The sequence below is a fragment of the Phytoactinopolyspora endophytica genome (assembly GCF_004138495.1).
GTDB classification, from domain to species: Bacteria; Actinomycetota; Actinomycetes; order Jiangellales; family Jiangellaceae; genus Phytoactinopolyspora; species Phytoactinopolyspora endophytica.
The window spans coordinates 305,372-323,866 of record NZ_ML142852.1; the positions used below are offsets into that span (position 1 = coordinate 305,372).

Below are 18,495 nucleotides of genomic sequence, written 5' to 3' on the forward strand. Positions count from 1 at the left end.
GGGACGCGTTCTTCAGCAGGAAGCCGCTGGCTCCCGCGCGCAACGCCTCGAACAGGTAATCCTCCCGGTCGAAAGTCGTGAGGATGACCACCTGTACCGGTGCCTGGACGGCATCACGAGCATCGGCCGCTGAATCCCGTGCCGTCTCGAGGATCCGCCTCGTCGCCTCCAGGCCGTCGGTGCCGGGCATCTGGACATCCATGAGGATGACGTCGGGCTCGATCTCCTTTGCGAGCGCTACGACCTGGTCGCCGTCGCTCGCCTCACCGACGACGTCGATGTCGGTCTCCGCACCAAGGATGACCCGGAACCCAGCCCTGACAAGGTCCTGGTCGTCGGCGAGAAGGACGCGGATCGATCGGTCGTCTCCGTGGCCCGTCCGCGCGGCGCGCTCACCCCCCGACGTATTCATCGCTGAGTCCCCGTGGCCGTCAATGTCTCGTCCGACTCCTTCTGCCCGCTACCGAGTGGCAATCGCGCCCGGACCTGGAAGCCCCCGCTGGGTCGAGGTTGTGCTTCAAGCTCTCCGCCGTGCACCGCCACCCGCTCGCGCATGCCGACCAGTCCCAGACCGCTCGATGACCGGCGCGCCACGGGCCGGACGGGGTGTCCCGGGCCGTCGTTGGTCACCTCCACTTCGAGGGTCTTGTCCAGGTACCGGACCCGGACGTCCACGCCAGTCGCGGCGGCATGCTTGACCGTGTTGGTGAGCGCTTCCTGAACGACGCGGTACGCCGAGAGCGCTACGGCGGCCGGGACGGGCTGCGGGTCGCCATAGATGCCATAGTCGACCTGGAGACCGGCGCCCCGGGCCTTCTCGATGAGCTCGGGTATCTGTTCCAGACCCGGTGACGGGCGCCCCGGCTCCTCTCTGGGCCGGGTTGCCCCGTCGTCGGCGTTCCCATCGTCGTTGGCGTTCCCATCGTCGCGGAGCACACCGAGCAGACCGCGCAACTCGGTGATCGCTGTCCGCGCCGTCTGCTCCACCGCGGCCAGCGACGTGCTGGCGAGGTCACGGTCAGAGTCGATCACGCGGCGAGCAGCCGCGGCCTGCACGCCCATCACCGACACGTGGTGTGCCACGACGTCGTGCAGGTCTCGAGCGATGCGCACCCGCTCCTCGATCACCGCCCGGCGCGCGTTGGCCTCCTGCGAGCGACGCAGTTCGTCACCTTGAACCTCCAACTGGAACCGCCGCCGAGCCGACTCCCATGCAGCGTTACCGAAGAAGTACGCCGAGAGGAAGAAGAGCAGATTGAAGCCGATGGAGTAGAGCGTGGCAGCCCAGATCGGGTCGATGGGACCCTGCGCTTCAGGAAACTCGGGCGTGGGCGCCATCAGGTCCCGAGCCATCGAGATTCCCAGCCAGGCGAACATCGCGACGATGACGCCGATACGCACCCACCGGGCCGTGACCCGGTTCCGCCCCCATGCTCCCAGCGTGTAAATGGCGAAGAAGAGCGCGATGGACGGGATGAGGTTATCGCCGTTCTGCCGTGCCTGGGCGGCGATGAACAGAACCGCCAAGATCACCAAGACCGCGCACGGATAGCGGCGGCGGAGAGCCAGCGGCGCGGTCAGGGCGACGGCCCACGCGATCTGCTCGGAGAGGCCGGGTGCGGACCCGAAGACGAACGCGCCCATGCTGTTGATGAGCAGAGATATCACCACCGCACCGGCCACAACCGTCCCAGCCAGCACGAAGTCCTTACGCAGCTCCGATGGATCAGGCGAGGGCCGCTGCCATCGCTCCCATTCCAGCTCCGCGTGGTCTGTGCCTACAGTCCCCATGAGGGCAAACGTAACCGAAACCGGGGAACTCTTGGCGACCCTCGACCGTCACGAGACGGCGGATTCCCCGTAGGACGGCACCCGTTCGTCGGCCGGTGGTGGTCCCGGCGGTGTCCCGTCCCCAAAGGGACGGCCGCCCATCCCGTCCCGGTGGTGCGGAGTCCACCAGTTCGCCAGATCCGGTCCCTTGGGCACGATCTGGGTGGGGTTGATGCTGGTGTGCACCACGTAGTAATGCTCCTTGATCTGGGCGAAGTCGATCGTGTCCCCGAACCCAGGGGTCTGGAAAAGGTCACGGGTGTACGCCCAGAGCGCCGGCATCTCACTCAGCTTGCTCCGGTTGCATTTGAAGTGGCCGTGGTAGACGGCGTCGAAACGGACGAGCGTGGTGAACAGTCGCACGTCGGCCTCGGTGATGCTGTCGCCCACCAGATACCGCTGACGTGTGAGCCGCTCCTCGAGCCAGTCGAGCCGGGCGAAGAGCTGGTCGTACGCCCGCTCGTACGCGTCCTGCGAGCCGGCGAATCCGCACTGGTAGACGCCGTTGTTCACATCCACGAAGACTCGCTCCGCCACCTCGTCGATCTCGTCCCGGCGATCCTCCGGATACAGGTCCGGCGCGCCGTCGCGGTGGAACTGCGACCATTCCGTGCCGAGGTCGAGCGTGATTGACGGGAAGTCGTTTGTCACCACCTGCCCGGTGGGTATGTCGACGATCGCCGGCACGGTGATGCCGAGCGAGTAGTCGGGGAACCGAGCCAGGTAGGCGTCTCGAAGCCGAGGGATGCGCAGGACTGGATCGACACCGCCTGGGTCGAGATCGAACGTCCAGCTGCGCTCGTCGTGCACCGGACCGCAGATGCCCATCGACAGCACCGGTTCGAGGCCGAGCAATCGCCGTACGATCGCGGCGCGATTGGCCCACGGGCACGCACGCGCGATGACCAACCGGTACCGGTCCGCCTCCACCGGGTAACCGTCCCGGCCGTCCGCGGTGATCCGGGTGGGGATATACCGCATATCCCGGGAGAACTCGCCGTCCTTCGTGGGTTCCGCCTGTTCCGAATCCATACGACCCGATGGTAGGCCGCCGTGCGGCGTTGACCCCACGGCGGCGCTACATTTCCTGGGCTTACCGGCCCTCGTCGCCCTCGTCGCCGTCGAGGGCCAACGGTGCCGCAAGCTGCGCCTCCCGCAAGGCCTTCAGGATGCCCTCCTGGCAACGTTCGAAATGTTCCAGCCGGTCAGCCAAGACATCCATGTCCGCGCGCAGGTGTGCGTTCTCCAGGCGCAGCTCCGCGATCTGCACTGCCTGGATGGACTCTCGCTCCGTCGGCTCCATCATGATGGCCGCCCTCACACGTTCCAGCTCAGCGATCCAGTCGGCACGTCCACGGGCCTTCTCCTCTCGCTCTCTGAGCATCCGATCGATCTCGACAGCTTCGTGAGGAACCCCCAGCCACACCAGCCGGCTCCGCTGGGCCGCGCCCAGCAGGTGCGACACCTCTCGGCCGCTGCTGTGGCCGATGCGCGAAACACTGAGCATCGGATGCCGCTTCTGGTCATGGTAATGATCGAGATTCACCCCCGGCAGATAGGTTCGGACCGCACCGTTCGCAACGGCGTGTTTCGGCCCCACCATCTCGTTGAACTCCTGCTCGACGTGCGGGCTCAGAAGGAACATCACGCCGAGGCCGATGATGTCCGACATGGCGTCGTCAGCCCATGCCTGAAACTCACTGATCTCCCTGGCGCCCTGGCTCGCAATGAACACCGGCCCCCGCCTGGACTCGTCCGCAAGATAGTCCATCAGGTCCGGTACGTGGTCGGGACTGGCCCACATAGGAATCGCCGTCATCGGTGTCCGGCCGTCCCGGCACAGTGCGTCGCCGAGGATCGGTGGGACGAACATGGGCACCGGGGCGAAGAACGACCGTGCCGACCAGACGCCCCGCTCTTCCCCGAGCAGCTCGACCTCGACCCAGAACCAGCCCGGACCATCGGTCTCCTCGACAGCGGTCACGCAGAGCCGGGAGATCGCCCCAGGACGCTGCACCCGTGGACGGTCCCACAGCCATCGATAGATCTCACTGCTCTGGTATGTCTCGTGGACGACGACGACATCGTCGTCATCCAGTCTGTAGTGTCCTGCCTGGTCCGTGGGGACACTGACGTCCATAGACTCGACCCACGCACCGACATGCTCAACGATCGGCTCGATCACGTTCTCACCGTCGTCTACAACGAGGAACGACCGGTATCCCACCGTCATGGCTCGGCTCCTTGAAACAGCTTTTGCGTGCCGATTTGATCGTTTCATGGTACGGCTGTGTGGGCAGAGTTCAATAGGGTTGCCGATTCGTGATAAAGAAATTTCAATATTCGGCTAGCGCGGCACGCCGCGCTGGACAACGGCCGAAAGCCGCACAGACACCCGTCATGTCCGCGTCCGCACGCGTCCGCCCGGAAGCTCACGAGCACGGTGAATACCGGCCTGACACTCGCCCGATTGCTGAGCGACGCCGCGCGGGGTGCGATACGTTGCGAATGTGGACGTCGTCGGATTGGCCATCGCCCTCGTCGCCCTGGTCGTCGCGCTCGCGGCACTCCAGCGAGCGAAACGTGTAGCCCGTCGCCCGGACACCGGTGCGTCTGGCCCATCCCGCCACGGCGGGTCCGGCCGTCCCGTGGCCGAGACCGAGGATCCGATCGAGCCTCCGGCCTGGCTCAACGCGCGCTCAGCCAAGGCACCGCCTGCCGAGGGGGTGCACTTCGAGCTGCGTTCCCTCGGCGACTCTCAGTACCGGCTGCGCAATTTCGGTACCGACCCTGCCTATGCGGTGAAGTTCCGCGCCCATCGCCTCGGCAAGAACGCCTCCTATGACGAGTTCCCCGCGGGCTCGTCCGACGAGTTCGAGCTCGTCCCCAAGCAGGACGCGGAGCGGAATGTCGTCGAGATCACCTGGCATGAACGCCGGAACCACTCCGACCAGATCCACCACAAGCTTCTGCGGGTGCCGCCCCGCTGAAAGCTGGTCGCTACTGAGCCGGCGACGGCCGCGACAAGGGGGTACTCGGCATGGCACCGCCGTAGCCAGAGACTCAGGTGTCATCACCGGATCGGCGGCCAGCGCGCAGCAGGGCACCGAGGTCGCCGACTTGGCCGAGGTGTCGCAGCTTGTCCGGATTGGCAATGGCGTGGATCGTCTGGATCTGACCGTCGGCAATGTCGAGTGCAATGACCCCGAGCAGCCGGTCATGGCCGTCGATCGCCACCGCGCCGGGCTGGCCGTTGAACTCGGTGAGCTGGATGCGCATGCCCCAGCCCGCCGCCGCAGGCATGCTGCGCGACAAGGCCCGTGCCACGCGCTCTCGCCCGTGGATCGGCTGCTTCTGCGCCGGCACCTTGCCGCCGCCGTCACCATGCAGCGCCACATCCTGCGCCAGTAGCTCCTCCAGCGCCGGCAGGTCGCCCAGCTCGGCGGCGGCGAAGAAGCGCTGAGCCAGCTCTTCTCGCTGCCGCCGAGAGGCGTGATGGCGCGGCCGGCGCTCCCGCACATGGTTGCGGGCCCGCGCGACCAGATGTCGCGTGCTGTCCACATCAGTGCCGATGAACTCGGCGACTTCCGCGTACGGGTATTCGAACACCTCGCGCAGCAGGAACGCGGCCCGCTGCTGCGGCGTCAAGCTTTCCAGCAGCACCAGGAACGCCAGCGACAGCGAGTCGACGGTCTCGGCCTGCTCGGCCGGCGTCGATGCGGTGGCCAGCGGCTCCGGCAGCCACTCACCGACGTACCGCTCCCGCCGCGCCCGTGCCGAGCGAAGCTGATCGATGGCCAGCCGGATGACCAGCGTGGCGATGTACGCTCGTGGTGAGGTGATCTGTTCGTCCCGTTGCAGGATCTGGTGCATGCGCAGGAACGCTTCCTGCACCACGTCCTCGGCTTCGCTGACGCTGCCGAGCATGTGGTAGGCAATGGCAAACGCCCGCGGCCGCAACTCGCCGTACAGATCCGAGATGGACATATCGAGTCAGCTCAATCCCTCAATGAAACCGATGCGCCAGCTCAGGAACCGCGGTGTCCAGTCCAATTCGCGTTTGGTGTTCTCGCTGGAGATCCCCCGGGCCTGCGTCATCATGTTCACCGTTCCCTTGCCGGCCAGCAGGCGGGCGGACCAGGCCGGTACGCGCCGCGGCGGTTTGGCGCCGAGCGCGCGGGCAAGGTACGGCAGCCAGTCGCGCACCTGTGCCGGCTCGTCATCGGCGACGTGGTAGATCCCGGGCTTGCCCCGTTCGATGGCGGCGACGGTGGCCGACGCGGCATCGGCGATGTGCACGAATGACCACACCCCACCACCGTCACCGACGATCGGGAACTTCCGCTTGCGGATCTGAACGGCCATGGCCGCGTCCGGGGCGGTGCTGAAGCCGGTCCCAGGGCCATAGAAGCCACCGTAGCGAAGAGCGACGCCGTCGGCCCAGGTGATGCCGGTGACCACGTCCTCCAGGTGGCGCAATGCGGCCACCGCCTTCTCGGCATCCGCGGGTGGGTTTGGCTCGATCCGGCCGTCCTCGCTGGCGACCGGCCCGCCGGTGCGTTCCATCCACAATGAGTTGCTCTGCGCTACGAACGTGTGGACTCCGACGGCGCGCGCGGCGGCGAGCAGGTGGTCGGTGCCTTCGGTGCGCAGCCGGTTCGTGGCGGCCGCCATCCGTTTCACCCGCCGTATGTGCGCTGGCCCGGTCAGAGCGGTGAGCTGATGGACGATCACCTCAGGCTCGGCCTTGGCCACCCCATCGGCCACCGAGTCCGGGTCGAGCGCGTCGACGAAGGCCGGTTCAGCGCCAAGCGCGCGCAGTGCGTCGGCCTTGGCGCCCGCGCGGGTCGTGCCGACAACCTCGTGGCCGCCCGCCACGAGCTGAGTAACAAGGTGACGGCCGATCGCGCCAGACGCTCCGGCGATCAAGATCTTCATGACGTCTCCGTGGCGATGGTGGCCTACTTGGTTTCCAGGTCCCGGCGGCGGAAGGCGGCCAGCCCGGCCGCCGCCAGCCCGGCGGCGATCACGAGGAGGATCACCATCGCCTGCCAGGCGATGCTGTCCAGTGGGGGCTGACCCGTGTATTCGGTGGGCATGATGTTGCGTAGCCACCCGGGAATATCCATGAGCGTCCCGAACATTCCGACGAACAGGCTGCCGCCGACCACGGCCCAGGCCAGACCGATCGCCCTCGGGAGCACGCCGAACAGCAGCGCCGCGGTCCCGAGCAGTACCAGCACTCCCGGCACCTGCGCCAGGTGCGCGGAGGTCATCTCCCAGACGTAGGAGCTGTCGCCCACCGAGGCGGCCGCACCGATCCCGCTGGCGAAACCGGCCACGAGCAGCAGCCCGACCAGGCCGATCGCAATGACCGTCAGGTAGCTGCCCAGCCAGGTCCAGCGGCTGGTCGCGGTCGCCAGCACGGGCTCGGCCCGGCCCTTGGTCTCCTCCTGCCGCACCGCCTGCACGCCCTGGATCGCCATGATGCCGGCGAGGGCGGCTGTGAACAGCGTGATGACGCCGAGGTAGCCATCGACCAAAGTGTCCACGGAGCCGCCGAACATGTCGATCCGGTTCTCGCTCATGCCGTCCGGGTCGGTCAGTTGATCGGCGACCGCTCCGAACATGAAAGCGAACACCGCCAGTGCCGCCGTCCACCCGATCAGGCTGGCCCGCTGCAGCCGGAACGCGGCCGCGAGCGGTGACCTGAGCCAGGACGCCGCCACCGGTGCACCGGCGCGGCTCGCGACCAGACCCGCGCCGACATCCCGGCGGTTCGACAATGCGTACCCGGCTGCCGTGGCAGCCGCCGCGAGTCCGATCGACAGCAGCAGCGGCCACCACCGGCCGTCCACATACGACCGTGTCTGGTTCGACCAGGCCAGCGGGGAGAACCAGGACAGTGGGCTGCCGTAGTCGTCGATCATGTCGCCCACGGCGCGGACCGCCCAGGCCCCTCCAAGCGCCGCGCCCGCGATCCCGGTCGCGGTCCGGGCATACTCGGTGACCTGGACCGTGAGCGCGGTGATCCCGGCGAAGACCAGCCCCACCGCCCCGACGCTCGCGCCGAACAGTAGCCCGTCGCCGCCGTCGAAGCCGTTGGCGGTCATGGTGCCGCCGACCATCAGCCCCAGCAGCACGTTGGCCGCGACAGCGACGATCAGCACAGCGGTGAGCTGTGCGTACCGCCCCACCACGGTGGATCGGACGAGCTCCGCCCGGCCGTTCTGCTCGTCGACCCGGGTGTGCCGAGAGACCAGCTGCATGCTCATCAGCGCGGCCAGCACGAAGAAGAACAACCCGTAGACGCCGGCGACGTACACCTCTGCGCTGATGCTGTCGCGGCCGTAGCCGGGTCCCATGATGGCACTGACCTCACCCTCCATGAACCGGGCGAGGTCCTCGCGCCCCTCTTCGGTCTCGGTGAGGCCGCTCACCGCCGTCGCCAGCTGGAACAGCAGCAAGCTGATGCCCAGCAGCCATGCGGGCAGCTTGATCCGATCACGGCGCAGGATGAACCGGATAAGCGTGCCGGTGCCGGCGAGCACATTGCCGGGCGAGCGGCGGGTGGGCGTCCGGGTCGGCTCCCGGACGGCGGTCGCCGTCATCGCTCCTCCCCGTTCCCGTTACCGGCTGCGGCGAGTTCTTCGCCGTAGTGGCGCAGCATGAGTTCCTCGAGCGTCGGCGGGTGGCTGGTCATACTGCGGATGTCGAAGTGGCTCAGGGCCTGGACCGCGTCATTGAGGTGGTCACCGTCGACCGCGAACCGCACCCGGCCGTCGGCGGCCTCCAGGTCGTGGACGCCGGGCATCAGCTCCAGGCCGGTGACCGGCCGGCTGGTGTCGGCCTCGATGGTGGTGCGGGTCAGGTGCCGCATCTCGGCGAGCGTTCCGGACTGGACGATCTCGCCGTGCCGGATGATGCTGACCTTGTCGGCGAGCTCCTCCACCTGGGCCAGGATGTGGCTGGAGAGCAGGACGGTGCGCCCCTGTGCCTTCACCTGGTTGATCACGTCCTGGAACACCACCTCCATCAGCGGATCCAGCCCGGCGGTCGGTTCGTCGAGCAGCAGCAGCTCCGCGTCGGAGGCGAGCGCGGCCACGATCGCGACCTTCTGCCGGTTTCCCTTCGAGTAGGTGCGGCCCTTCTTGGTGGGGTCGAGGTCGAGTCGCTCAATCAGCTCGGCCCGGCGGGCCTTGTTGAGGCCACCCCGGAGCCGGCCGAGCAGGTCGATCGCCTCACCGCCGGTGAGGTTCGGCCAGAGCTCGACGTCCCCTGGTACATATGCCATCCGGCGGTGCATGGCCACGGCGTCGTGCCATGGGTCACCGCCGAGCACCTCCACCCGGCCGGAGTCGGCCCGCAGCAGCCCGAGCAGCACTCGGATGGTGGTGGACTTGCCGGCGCCGTTCGGCCCCAGGAACCCATGCACCTCGCCCGTGTCGACAGTGAGGTCGAGACGGTCCAGCGCACGGGTCGAGCCGAAGGTCTTCACCAGCCCGGACGTAGCGATAGCAGCAGTCATGACGTCTCCGTTCGTTGTTCTCACGAACTACAGACGAGACAGCCCACCGTTCTATGACCCGCGGTGACTCAGATCACGTTATGGCTACTCCGGGCGCCCACTAGAAACACGGTTAAGGGGCAGCAAGGCGGGAGAGCGCGGCTGGGAGTGGGGCGATGTGGACGATGCCAAGGCGACGGGTGGACCTGGTCAGCGCAACGTACAGGTCGGCGTATCCCTGGGGCGAGCCCGAGAGGACCTCGTCCGGCATGACCACGACGGTCCCGTCGAACTCCAGCCCTTTCGCCTGCTCCGGCGTCACTACCGCGACCGGGGCATCCAGCATGTCGTGGTCGTCGGCCGTCCTGGCGTCGGGGACATCCCGGCGCAGCGCCGTGACACAACGCTCGAGACGTGCCGGCGGCACGATGAACGCGAGCGTGCCCTCGCCGAGCGCATCCCGCTCCTGCTTGACCACGGCGGGCAGAACATCGGCGAGCTCGTCCTCGCGGACCTGCCGCGCCCAGGGCGCGTCACCGTCCGGGCGTACCGAACGCGGCGCCACGGCGTCGGTCCCACTCGCCGCCAGGACATCTGCCGCCACCGACATGATCGGCTGCGGCGTCCGGTAGTTCACCGTGAGCTGGGCGCGGTGCCACCGACCGTAGGCCAGCGGGTCGAGCGCGTGCGCCCACGAGGACACACCGTCCGGGGCGCCGGTCTGCGCGATGTCTCCGACCACGGTCATGGACAGCGTAGGGCAGCGGCGGGTCAGTACCCGCCACGCCATCGGCGACAGCTCCTGAGCCTCATCGACGATCACGTGCCCGTACTTCCACTCGCGGTTCCGGCGGGCCCGTTCGGCGATCGACTCCCGTCCCCCCGTGTCGTGGTAGCGCGCGAGCACCAGGGAGGCATCGACCGGCATGGCGACCTCTTCGTCGATGGCCATATCCATCGCCACGTCGTAGGCGTCGGTGATCATCTGGCGTTCCTCTTCGGTCTGGTGCAAGCGCTCACTCTCCGCACGCGCCTGGTCGTCCGCCGCCCGAGCGATCACGACGTCCAACTCGCCCACCAGCGCGGCCGCCTCGTCCAGCAACGGCACGTCAGCCACCGTCCAGGCTGTGCCGTCGGACCTGTGCAGGGCCTCACGCTCGGTGGAGCTCAGCCGCGGAGCCACGTCCGCCCGGAACCGTTCGTCCGTGTAAAGATCACCGAGCAGTCCTTCCGGAGTCAGCTCAGGCCACAGGATGTCGAGCGCCTCTCTCACGGCAGGCGAGGATCTCAGCTCTGAACGCAGCGCCGAGCTGTCAATGAGATCGACGATCTCGCGGTCGTCCTCATCGTCGATCTCGTCCGGGACATCCACACCGTCGAGCAACCCCTCCAGCCTGCTGAGCGCCTGCGTCGTCAGTTCGTCCAGTACATCCCGGACGACGTACCTGCGCATACGGTTGTGCGGCTGCCTGGTGCGTTGTGCACGCTCCCGCGCGTCGTCCCGGATCCGCCGGCAGGTCGCATCGTCAAGAAAGTAGACATCCCGTTCAGTGGCTACCCGCAGACCGCCTATAGGCGCACGCTCGCTGCTGGCCACTGCCTGCGCGAGCACATCGGCCATCCGCAGATCGCCCTTGACGACCGCCGCCTCGGGAGTGTCCACACGTTCGGTCTCCACTCCCGGGTAGAGCCCGCCCACCGCCGTCAGGACGACGTCGGTCTCCCCCAGACCGGGCAGCACCTGGTCGATGTAGCGGAGGAAGGTGGCATTCGGCCCGACGACAAGCACGCCGTTGGCGGCCAGCTGACGCCGGTAGGTGTACAGCAGATACGCGGCGCGATGCAGCGCGACGACCGTCTTTCCGGTCCCGGGCCCTCCTTCGACGACGAGGATGCCGTCGAGGCCGGACCGGATGACGCGATCCTGTTCGGCCTGGATCGTGGCGACGATGTCGCCCATGCGTCCGGTACGCGCCGACCGCAGAGACGTGAGCAGAGCCGCCTCGCCGGTCAGGTGCCGGCGCTCGTCGTCGTTCAGGTTGTCGAGGTCGAGCAGGTCGTCGTCGATCCTGACCACGTCGCGACCCTTGAGGTGAATGTGCCTCCGGCGCCGAACTCCCAGACGCTCGGCCGGCGTCGCCCGGTAGAACGGCGTCGCGGCCGGCGCGCGCCAGTCGACAAGGAGCGGGTCGTATTCCTCGCTGTATATTCCGGCCCGGCCGATGTAAAGCGGGTGGTCACCGTCGTCGACGTCGAGCCGGCCGATCACCAGACCGTGCTCGGCCGATGCCAGCCGGGCAGCTCGGCTCGCGTAATGAGTCGCCGAAGCATCACGCTCAAATCGGCCCTGATGGGTGGGTATTTGTGAAGGTTTGATCGCCTCGTTGAACTGCCCATCGACGCTGCTCCGCAGGTCATCGAACCGTTCGTAAAGCAGGGTGACATATTCTTGCTCAGCCGCAATCTCCGATTCCATGGCATCGCTTGACGCAGCCTTTTGAGATATCGTATAATCGGCGCGCAAGAGGGATATGTCCTTTCCCGAATTTCTGACTACAAACAACTTTTAAGAATAGCAGGAATTCCTTCACAGAAACAAGCCCGCCATTGGTCGGGCTTTTTGTTTGCGCGGCTGCCGTCACCGTGACGACGGCGGTTCAGCGCATCGCGGCGGCCCCGTCCCGCACAGCCGCGCGGATCCGATCCGGCGACAGGCGTTCCCGGCTGACGTAGTAGACGACGCTCCCCGTGGGCAACACCGTCTGCCAACCCGGGCTGACCAGCAACTGGCCGTCGACGCGCGTCGCCAGTACGGTGGCGTCGAACTCCTGCCCGAACGTGGACTGGCACGCACCGAACGTCACCGCGCCGAGCGAGTCGGGCAGCCGCATCGAGTAGGTGTTGCCTCCACCGTAGGTCATGAGCTCGGTATAGACCTGTGTGACGCCAGGGTCCTGCAGTTCCTCCGTCGCCATCCGTGGGACGTGCCACTGTACGCACCGTACCGACTCGCTGACGTACCGCAGATGATCCGCCCGGCCCAGGTCGCGCAGGGTGACCACCACGTGCGCCTCCGGGTTGACGTGATGCACCGACACCACCATGGCCAACGCCTCGTTGTCGTCCCGCGCGTCCACCAGGACGCTGTACGCCCGGTGCACGGCGGCACGGCGCAGCACGTCGGGGTCGGTCAGGTCACCGCGGACGAACTCGATGTCGCGGTCGGCCACTGGATGCTGCTCGACCTCGTCCCATGCGCAAAGGACCACCGGGCGGCCGCCCTCGCTAGGCAGGCCCTGCAAGATCCGCTCCGTACGCCCGGGTACGTACCCGAGCACCACAACGTGATCAGACCGGTCAACCGTGATGGCGCCCTGCATACGCCGTCCTTTCGCGTTCTCGACAACTGCTGCCAACTGGGTGAGGAGGGTGGTCAGGGCCGTAATGGCGCCGACGATCACATACACGCCGACGACGTGACCGCCGGCCGTCTCTGGGAAGAAGTCGCCGTATCCCACGGTCGACCCACTGACGACGAACCACCACCAGTAGTTCTGCGGTTCGACGATAGCGCTGCCGGCCGGCTCGGCGATCACCATCAACGGCCAGCTGGTGACGAAGACGAACACCATCACGATCGCCGCGGGCAGCCCTGTCTGCCACCGCGCCAGCGAGCGCTTGACCCGGGCCAACAGGAAGAGCACGTCGAATCCCCTCACTCCACGTACGCACATCACCGGCACGGCGGATGTTAGCGGACCAGCCACCCATGTGTAATGTGTGCCCGGGAATTGATCGTCAACTGCTCAGGTCGTTGAGCCGGGGGCTGTAGGCCGTGGAAATCGTCGTCGCCATCATCACTATCGTCGTCATCGCCGTTGCGGTGGTGATGATCGTACGAGCACTTCAATCACGCAACCGCTCCACGCCGGCGGCGGCCGCTCCGCGGGACCCGTTCGCACCTGAGGACAGCACGTTCGGAGACCCGCGCACGCTGAAGGCGGGTGACATGGTGGAACTCCTCGGGGAGCGCATGTTCGTCCGTGGCTCGCTGCGTCTCCGCGAAGGCGGCTACCAGTGGAGCGAACACTTCCTGGACGACATCGCGGGTACCCGTCGCTGGCTCTCGGTCGAGGAGGATCCTGACCTCGAGGTCGTGGTCTGGACCGAGCTGAAAGGCACGGATCTCAAGCCCAGCGAGAAGACCCTGACGCACGAAGGCGTCGAGTACCGGCGCGACGAGCACGGGACCGCCCAGTTCACCTCTGAGGGAACGACGGGCCTGGGAACATCCGGCCGGGTGGAGTACGTGGACTTCGCCGGATCGAAAGGTCGCTATCTCTCCTTCGAACGGTTCGACGGCGGCGAGTGGGAAGCCGGCCTGGGTGAGCGCGTCCCCTCCGGCACGCTGACCGTCTACCCGGGCAGTGACCCGGCGGGAGGCTGATCAGCTCCGTGCTCGCCACCTTGGACGTGCCGTACGTCGACACGACAGCCGAGGAACTCGTCTGGACCTTGGACCATCCGACGGAGCAGGCTCTCGCCCGCGCTGTGATCCCGCTGACTCTGCCGGGTGCGCGGCTCGAGCTGCGGATCCTCGGGGCTTCGCACCAGGTGGTACTGGACTGGGAGCACGGCACGATCCTGGAGACCGTCGCCTGCCTGCCCGGCCGCCCGCCTGAGCTGCCCGCCGAGGCCGACCGCCGCATCGGTGGCCGGCGGTATCGCTTCCGGGCACGGGTCGAGGAGATGGCCCCCGCTGATCTGCACGAACAGGTCGGGGTGCTACGGCGACGGGCAGACCTGGACGGTGACGGCGGGCGGATGGTGCTCGCTGAGTTCCCGTCCCACCCGGACGCCGTCACGGCTCTCAGCGCGGGCAGCGATGATCCAGGCGTCTCGTGGGTGACCTGGCATGTATACCCGAACAGCGGACAGATCGTGACGACCAGCACGGAGGTGCTCTGATGAGACGACTCAACGGGCGAGCGACCGTAGCGATGGCCACGGTTCTCACAGCCGTACTGGCACTCACCGCATGTTCGAGCACCGAAGAGAAGGTCCGCGACCACATCTCCGAGAACTACGAACTGGTGAACGAGAGCGGCTCGCTCGCGGAGTACCGCTCCGACGACGACGCCGCGAGGGTAGCCTCCGCCATCAGAGCCGCCGCCTCACCAGGCCGGGACCACACCGACCTGGACGATCATTACCTCGGCTACGAGAAGGTCATGGTGCACGTCCAACAGGAGCCGGCCGGCAGCGGTTCGCAGATCGAGGTGACCGACGCCAAGGACGGATACGACCGGTGGGGCCCGGCCATCATCCCGATCTGGGGTACGTACGGCGGAAGCTACCGAAGCAGCTTCTCCGGTGGCGGCTCAGGGAGCGGCGGCAAGTAATGGCAGTCACCGATGACAACGGCACAGGCGCACACACGAGAGGACAGGCATGCTGACGACCCTCGGAATCGACGACGGTGACCTCGACGCCGCTGGGCTGATGGAAGAGGTCGGCATCGTCCTCTCCTATTGCGGCGTAGGCCTGGTCATGATGCTCCTCGGCTTCCTTCTGATCGACCTGCTGACCCCCGGCAGGCTACGGGACCTGATCTGGACCGAACGCAACTACAACGCTTCGGTCCTGGTGACCACCGGGTTCGTCGCGCAGGGGCTGATCGTCGTCGCGGCCATCTGGGCCAGCAACGACGACTTCGGTGAGGGCCTGATCACGACCTCCGCGTACAGCATCGTAGGACTCATCGTCAGCACCCTGGTGTTCTTCGTCGTCGACCTGATGACACCGAGCAACCTACGGCGCGACATGGTCCATGCCGAGCCGCACCCGGCCAGCTGGGTAGTCGGAACGCTGCGTATCGTCGTCTCCGGCATCATCGCGCTGGCCATCCTTTAAGGAGCCCGGCATGACCGCACCGTGTAGCTGGAAGGCACGCAGCTGACAGCCGTACCGTCGACAGACCACGACGGACCGGACGCACCCGAGCAGCCGGACACGTCGTCCAGCAGCTGGTCGCGTCCGGCCCGCGCGGTGATCCTCGGCGCGGCGCTGGTCTGCGCGGCCTGCGGGCTGGTCTACGAGCTCGCGCTGATCGCACTCGGCAGCTACCTGATCGGCGACACCGTCGTCCAAGCGTCGATCGTCGTCTCGGTCATGGTCTTCGCGATGGGCATCGGGTCGCTGCTGGCCAAGCCGCTGCAACGGTACCCAGCGGTCTCGTTCGCCGCGGTCGAGGCGCTGCTGGCTCTGGTCGGCGGGTACTCCGTGCTGTTGCTGTACAACGCGTTCGCGGTCACGAACATCTACACGCCGGTGATGATCGTGCTGGCGGTCATGATCGGGATGCTGATCGGCGCCGAGATCCCGCTGCTGATGACGCTGCTGCAGCGGATCCGGGCACAGGACGCCGGGAGCGCGGTAGCCGACATGTTCGCCGCCGACTACCTGGGCGCGCTCGCCGGCGGCCTGGCGTTCCCGTTTCTGCTGCTTCCCACCCTGGGGCTGGTCGAGGGCACGATCGCCACCGCGGGTCTCAACCTGGTAGCCGGCACCGTCGTCGTGCTGTGGCTGTTCAAACGGTCCCTGACCAAGCGCGCCTGGATCGGCATCGGGACACTCGTGAGCACGGTCGCGATCGCCCTGGTCGCTCTGCTCTGGCAGGCCGAGTCCATTGAGGTGGACGCTCGCCAGCAGCTCTTCCGCGACCCGATCGCCCACGCGGAACGGTCGGAGTACCAGGAGATCGTGCTGACCGAGCGGCATCGGATCTCCGGCGTGGACGATCTGCGCATGTACCTCAACGGCGACCTGCAGTTCGCCTCGCCGGACGAGTACCGATACCACGAGTCGCTGGTCCACCCGGCCATGTCCGGGTCTCGAGAGCGGGTGCTGATCCTGGGCGGCGGCGACGGCCTGGGGCTCCGCGAGGTGCTCCGCTATCCGGACGTCGCCGAGGTCACGCTGGTGGAGCTCGATCCGGCGGTGCTGGATCTGGCCCAGAGCCACGACGGTCTCCGTAAGCTCAGCGACGACGCGTTCACGGATGCGCGGGTACGGCCGGTGGCCGACGACGCGTTCGCCTGGGTACGCGAGCAGCTCGACGCGGGCGCCGAACGGTACGACGTCGTCATCGTCGACATGCCCGATCCCGACTCCACCGCGACGTCTAAGCTGTACTCACTGGAGTTCTACGGGATGGTGCACGACATGGTGGCCGAAGACGGGCGGATGGCTGTGCAGGCCGGCTCGCCGTTCTTCGCACCACGGTCGTTCGCCAGCATCCAGGAGACCGTCGCCGCTGCCGGTTTCGGCCTGACGCCGTACATGGTGTCCGTGCCGAGCTTCGGAGATTGGGGTTTCGTGCTGGCGGACCCGGCGGGCGCCACGCCGGAGCTACGGTTGCCGCCTGACGCTCCGGATCTGCGCTATCTCTCCCCGGATGTGCTGGAGGCGGCATCCGTGATCCCGCCGGACAAGGTGGTCACTGACGCCGAGGTGTCGACTCTGCTCGATCCGGTGATCCTCGACTACATCCGGCAGGAGTGGCAGACGTTCTGAGCGTCTGCTCATCACTCAGTCCCGCACGTACGGGATCAGCTCAGCGGCCGCGGAGTAACCGGCGACGCCGGCGTGAGCGGTCAACCGCAGGTAACGAGCGCGCACTCCCGGCAGCAGCACGTCCTTCGGCAGCGAATCTCGCGCCCAGGTGCCCGACGAGACCGGCTCGAAGGTCTGGCCGTCATCGCTGACCGAGTAGGTGTAACGGGTCACAATCCCCTGGTAACCGTCGATCGGAGGCTGATAACGCACGGCCGCCAGCGTCCGCTCGTTTCCCAGGTCGACCGTGAGCTCGTGCGGGTGCGGATCCGGCGGCGACGGCTGGGCGCGGGAGTGCCATGACGTTCGAGGGTCACCGTCCACCGCCAGCGACGCGCCGTGATCACTCGCCGCGCTCGAGGCCTGCACGGACATCTCCCCGCGCGGCACCCTCCTGCCGGCCGGCTCCTTCGGAATCTCTGGCCACTCAACGATCTCCGGTTCTTCGACCAATGGGCGCTCGGGCCGGTAGCCCTCCCGATCCCCGCCGAACCTCAGCCGGGACACCACGGCGCCGTGGTCGGAGTAGAACGGGTACAGCTCGTCGAGTGCGCCCCCGCGATGCTCCGGCAGCCTCCGCGTCCTCGTCGACGACGCCAGCACCTCCACGTCGCCCCTGGCCAGCAGGTAGTCCAGCCGCATCGGCGCGTACATGAAGGAATGCCCGGCCGTCCACGTTCGCCCTGGGTACCGCGCCGCGTCGGGATGCGCGGTTCTGAACACGTCGGCGAACCCGGCGTCGGCGAACATCCTCATGACCGGCCAATGCAGGACCAGTCCCTCGTGTCGCGGCGCGTCGGCGAACTCCGGGCTCCAGTCCAGGTGAGTCTGGGTGTTCAGATCGCCGCCGAGCAGGACCGGTGCGTCGTCGTCGGCGAAGGCCGCCACGCGCTCAGTGAGGATGGTCCTGGCCATCTCCCGCCGCCTCGGATCGTCACTGGCGACGAGTTCCTCGTCCCAATGCGAGCGCTCCAGGCCGAGCGCGGATTCCATCGCCGCCTGGTTGACCGGCCCCCACGCGTTGGCGATGTGCGAGATCCAGGCGGTGAACGCATGAACATGGCCGCCGCCCGGCAATCCGAGCCGAGCGCCGCCGAAGTGAAACGAGGTCACCGGCGGTTCGCTCACTACCGGATAGACCTCCTCGACAGGCAACCAGGTGAACAGCCAGAGATTGTCGCGGCCGGGTAACTGACCCTGCTCACGGGTGATAGGAACCCCACGGAACACCCGTCCGTCCTCCCGCCTGCGGTTCAGGGCGGCTTCGATCCGCTCGCCAAGGCCGTAGGTCTCGACCATGAGGATCAGATCCGGACGCTCGTGTGCGAGAAATTCGAGCAGCTCCGCCTTGTTCTGCTCCTCGAATCCATGGCGGTGCACCACATTGAACGCCGCGCCGTCCCAGAACTTGTCGAGATTCCCGCCGTGCCAGATGTTGAAGACCATCACATCGAGCACTGTCCCGTGGGCCATGAAACCTCCATCGTGTTGTGATGTACGGCCGGTCCTGGTCGCAGATGACCGCAGCATGCACAATACTGATC

Annotated in this window: 17 protein-coding genes; 6 read left to right on the top strand and 11 right to left on the bottom strand. The window is 67.2% G+C overall.

Translation table 11 applies throughout. The features are described from left to right. The 4 genes from ELR45_RS40700 to ELR45_RS09845 form a co-directional block, all read right to left on the bottom strand. Nucleotides 1–412: response regulator (locus tag ELR45_RS40700; RefSeq protein WP_240759423.1), on the bottom strand; the 412-nt coding region annotated here is incomplete at its 3' end. Beyond that, complete coding sequence (locus ELR45_RS09835) at nt 409–1,791, bottom strand: sensor histidine kinase (RefSeq protein ID WP_129665515.1); 1,383 nt, start codon at nt 1,789–1,791, stop codon at nt 409–411. The genes ELR45_RS09835 and ELR45_RS40700, both read right to left, overlap by 4 nt. A 48-nt stretch (nt 1,792–1,839) precedes the next feature. Next, nucleotides 1,840–2,862, bottom strand: coding sequence for a glutathione S-transferase family protein (locus tag ELR45_RS09840; RefSeq protein ID WP_129665517.1), 1,023 nt, complete (start codon nt 2,860–2,862; stop codon nt 1,840–1,842). 61 nt (nt 2,863–2,923) lie between these two features. After that, the gene (locus ELR45_RS09845) at nt 2,924–4,063 is read right to left on the bottom strand and encodes a DUF4200 domain-containing protein (protein WP_129665519.1); all 1,140 of its coding nucleotides are present in this window, start codon (nt 4,061–4,063) and stop codon (nt 2,924–2,926) included. 277 nt (nt 4,064–4,340) lie between these two features. Between ELR45_RS09845 and ELR45_RS09850 the strand changes: the two genes are divergently transcribed. Further along, a complete protein-coding gene (locus tag ELR45_RS09850) occupies nt 4,341–4,820 on the top strand; it encodes a hypothetical protein (protein ID WP_129665521.1) in 480 nt (159 codons plus the stop codon). A gap of 73 nt (nt 4,821–4,893) precedes the next feature. Here ELR45_RS09850 and ELR45_RS09855 read toward each other — a convergent pair whose 3' ends face one another. The 6 genes from ELR45_RS09855 to ELR45_RS09880 all read right to left on the bottom strand — a co-directional run bounded on the left by ELR45_RS09855 (nt 4,894) and on the right by ELR45_RS09880 (nt 13,056). Continuing rightward, a complete protein-coding gene (locus tag ELR45_RS09855) occupies nt 4,894–5,817 on the bottom strand; it encodes an RNA polymerase sigma-70 factor (RefSeq protein WP_129665523.1) in 924 nt (307 codons plus the stop codon). 6 nt (nt 5,818–5,823) lie between these two features. After that, nucleotides 5,824–6,768, bottom strand: a complete 945-nt coding sequence (locus tag ELR45_RS09860) for an NAD-dependent epimerase/dehydratase family protein (RefSeq protein WP_129665525.1) — start codon at nt 6,766–6,768, stop codon at nt 5,824–5,826. 23 nt (nt 6,769–6,791) lie between these two features. Further along, nucleotides 6,792–8,441, bottom strand: coding sequence for an ABC transporter permease (locus ELR45_RS09865; RefSeq protein WP_205856307.1), 1,650 nt, complete (start codon nt 8,439–8,441; stop codon nt 6,792–6,794). Then, nucleotides 8,438–9,358, bottom strand: coding sequence for an ABC transporter ATP-binding protein (locus tag ELR45_RS09870; protein ID WP_129665527.1), 921 nt, complete (start codon nt 9,356–9,358; stop codon nt 8,438–8,440). Before ELR45_RS09870 ends, ELR45_RS09865 begins: the two co-directional genes overlap by 4 nt. Before the next feature lie 112 nt (nt 9,359–9,470). Next, complete coding sequence (locus ELR45_RS09875) at nt 9,471–11,813, bottom strand: HelD family protein (protein WP_129665529.1); 2,343 nt, start codon at nt 11,811–11,813, stop codon at nt 9,471–9,473. A gap of 181 nt (nt 11,814–11,994) precedes the next feature. Then, the gene (locus ELR45_RS09880; RefSeq protein ID WP_205856308.1) at nt 11,995–13,056 is read right to left on the bottom strand and encodes an NAD-binding protein; all 1,062 of its coding nucleotides are present in this window, start codon (nt 13,054–13,056) and stop codon (nt 11,995–11,997) included. Nucleotides 13,057–13,172: 116 nt separating this feature from the next. Here ELR45_RS09880 and ELR45_RS09885 point away from each other — a divergent pair, with 116 nt between their 5' ends. Genes ELR45_RS09885 through ELR45_RS09905 form a run of 5 tightly spaced genes read left to right on the top strand, consistent with a single transcriptional unit; the run spans nt 13,173 to nt 16,912 of the window. Further along, entirely contained in the window at nt 13,173–13,784 is a 612-nt protein-coding gene (locus tag ELR45_RS09885; protein WP_129665531.1) for a DUF4178 domain-containing protein, read from the top strand. A gap of 8 nt (nt 13,785–13,792) precedes the next feature. Then, nucleotides 13,793–14,305, top strand: coding sequence for a DUF2617 family protein (locus ELR45_RS09890; RefSeq protein WP_165367637.1), 513 nt, complete (start codon nt 13,793–13,795; stop codon nt 14,303–14,305). Further along, complete coding sequence (locus ELR45_RS09895; RefSeq protein ID WP_129665535.1) at nt 14,305–14,739, top strand: DUF4247 domain-containing protein; 435 nt, start codon at nt 14,305–14,307, stop codon at nt 14,737–14,739. Before ELR45_RS09890 ends, ELR45_RS09895 begins: the two co-directional genes overlap by 1 nt. Before the next feature lie 49 nt (nt 14,740–14,788). Continuing rightward, nucleotides 14,789–15,250 carry a DUF350 domain-containing protein gene (locus ELR45_RS09900; protein ID WP_205856309.1) on the top strand — a complete coding sequence of 154 codons (462 nt, stop codon included), beginning with the start codon at nt 14,789–14,791 and terminating at the stop codon, nt 15,248–15,250. A gap of 42 nt (nt 15,251–15,292) precedes the next feature. Then, on the top strand, nt 15,293–16,912 hold the full coding sequence (locus ELR45_RS09905) for a polyamine aminopropyltransferase (RefSeq protein ID WP_129665537.1): 1,620 nt from the start codon (nt 15,293–15,295) through the stop codon (nt 16,910–16,912). 15 nt (nt 16,913–16,927) lie between these two features. On the opposite strand, the gene ELR45_RS09910 is transcribed toward ELR45_RS09905, so the two are convergent. Further along, on the bottom strand, nt 16,928–18,424 hold the full coding sequence (locus ELR45_RS09910) for a discoidin domain-containing protein (RefSeq protein ID WP_165367638.1): 1,497 nt from the start codon (nt 18,422–18,424) through the stop codon (nt 16,928–16,930). Nucleotides 18,425–18,495 lie beyond the last annotated feature (71 nt).